The sequence below is a fragment of the Massilia genomosp. 1 genome (assembly GCF_011682185.1).
Lineage (GTDB): Bacteria > Pseudomonadota > Gammaproteobacteria > Burkholderiales > Burkholderiaceae_D > Telluria_A > Telluria_A rubra.
The window spans coordinates 1-1581 of the sequence record NZ_WHJF01000267.1 but is presented as its reverse complement, the minus strand read 5'-3'; the positions used below and the strand labels follow the sequence as shown (position 1 = coordinate 1581).

Annotated in this window: 1 protein-coding gene and 1 pseudogene; both read left to right on the top strand. The window is 51.7% G+C overall.

Going from position 1 to position 1581, the window contains the following annotated elements; translation table 11 throughout:
- Positions 1–127: 127 nt before the first annotated feature.
- Positions 128–733 (top strand): hypothetical protein, encoded by a 606-nt coding sequence (locus F1735_RS33445; RefSeq protein ID WP_167241296.1) that lies wholly within the window; start codon positions 128–130, stop codon positions 731–733.
- 103 nt (positions 734–836) lie between these two features.
- Positions 837–1457: pseudogene (locus F1735_RS33440) on the top strand (DEAD/DEAH box helicase family protein); the annotation flags it as partial.
- Positions 1458–1581: the final 124 nt, after the last annotated feature.

The following is a 1581-nucleotide window of genomic DNA, read 5'->3' as shown; positions in this document are numbered from 1 at the left end:
CCCCGCTCCCGGAAACGATGTCAAAAGTACAGCACAAGAACGAACCCTAAAAACCCCACTACAACGCTCAAGATCACGACATACTTTGTTCAAAAACACACCCGACAAGTAGTCTGACACAGGGGGCATGATTGACCAGGTGGGCAGTGGCATACGACGTATGTTCCAGACTCAGCGCGACCGGTTCTTTCCCTTGCCGGACTTTGTATTGGACGAAACAGAACAACGTCAGCCCCGAGTCGAAGTCATCATTTCGGGGCAAGTTCTGGATGCGAAATACACGCAGCTTCTGATGAAGCGCGCGGACCTGGATCTGCGCCAGGTACTGCTGTTGGACAGAGTGCAGAAGAAGCGCCCCTTGAGTGCCGACCAAGCCAAGCAATTGAGGGCAATGAAGTTGATCGAAGGACGTTCTCCCAACTACTTTGTTTCTGCCAAGGTAGCAGAGTGGACGGGGCAGAGGGCGAGCTACATCCGCAACAAAGGGTTGGATGACGACTACTACCGCAAGCTGGTCACAGACTATCTGAAGAAATACGGGCAGGCCACGCGCAAGGACATGGACGAGTTGCTCTTAGCTAAGCTTCCTGAGGTCCTGGATGACGCCCAAAAGGCTCACAAAATTCGCAATCTGCTGCAAGCCATGAGGCGCGACAATTTGATTCACCGTACAGGTCCTAAGATGTCGGCGGTTTGGCGCCTTGGGGTGGGCCCGGTTGCGGACCAAAGCTAAGACCCTTATCAAAGCACTGCTTAGCAATCATGAGCGACGTAAGTCTTTGATTTATATGTTTTCTTTGATCTTTTTTGAGCAAATATTTAGAGATGACTAAGTAATGAAACTTCACTTCGAGCCTAACCTCGACTACCAGCTTCAAGCTATCGAGGCCGTCTGCGACTTATTCCGTGGCCAGGAGATTTGCCGCACCGAATTCACTGTGACAATGAAAATGCCGGCCCAACAAATGACACTGGGCGTGGCGGAGACGGATCTCGGTGTGGGTAACCGGCTGACGTTGCTAGACGACCAGCTACTGCAAAATCTGCGCGACGTTCAACTGCGCGGTGGCCTGGCGCCATCCAACGTGTTGACCTCGGGCGACTTTACTGTCGAGATGGAAACCGGCACGGGCAAGACGTACGTCTACCTACGCACGATCTTTGAATTGAACAAGCGCTACGGCTTCACCAAGTTCGTCATCGTGGTGCCCTCAGTAGCCATTAAGGAAGGTGTCTACAAGTCGCTGCAGATCACTGAGGACCACTTCAAGGGCATTTATGCTGGCGTGCCAATTGACTTCTTCCTCTATGACTCTAACAAGCTGGGGCAGGTGCGTAACTTCACGACCAGCTCGACAATCCAGGTGATGGTAGTCACGGTTGGTGCAATCAACAAGAAGGACGTAAATAACCTCTACAAGGACAGCGAGAAGACCGGCGGCGAGAAGCCCATCGACCCCCCTGTGTCAAACTGTTGTGAGACAACTTCATAACTCTAATTAAGGAAGTTGGTACCCACATGGAATCGAATATGACACCAGCAGCAGGACGCATCCAAGACGATATCGATGGTTTTTCTGA

What these genes read in the sequence shown, in the direction of transcription:
- F1735_RS33445 (WP_167241296.1), top strand. Translation starts at nt 128, where the DNA reads ATGATTGACCAGGTGGGCAGTGGCATACGACGTATGTTCCAGACTCAG.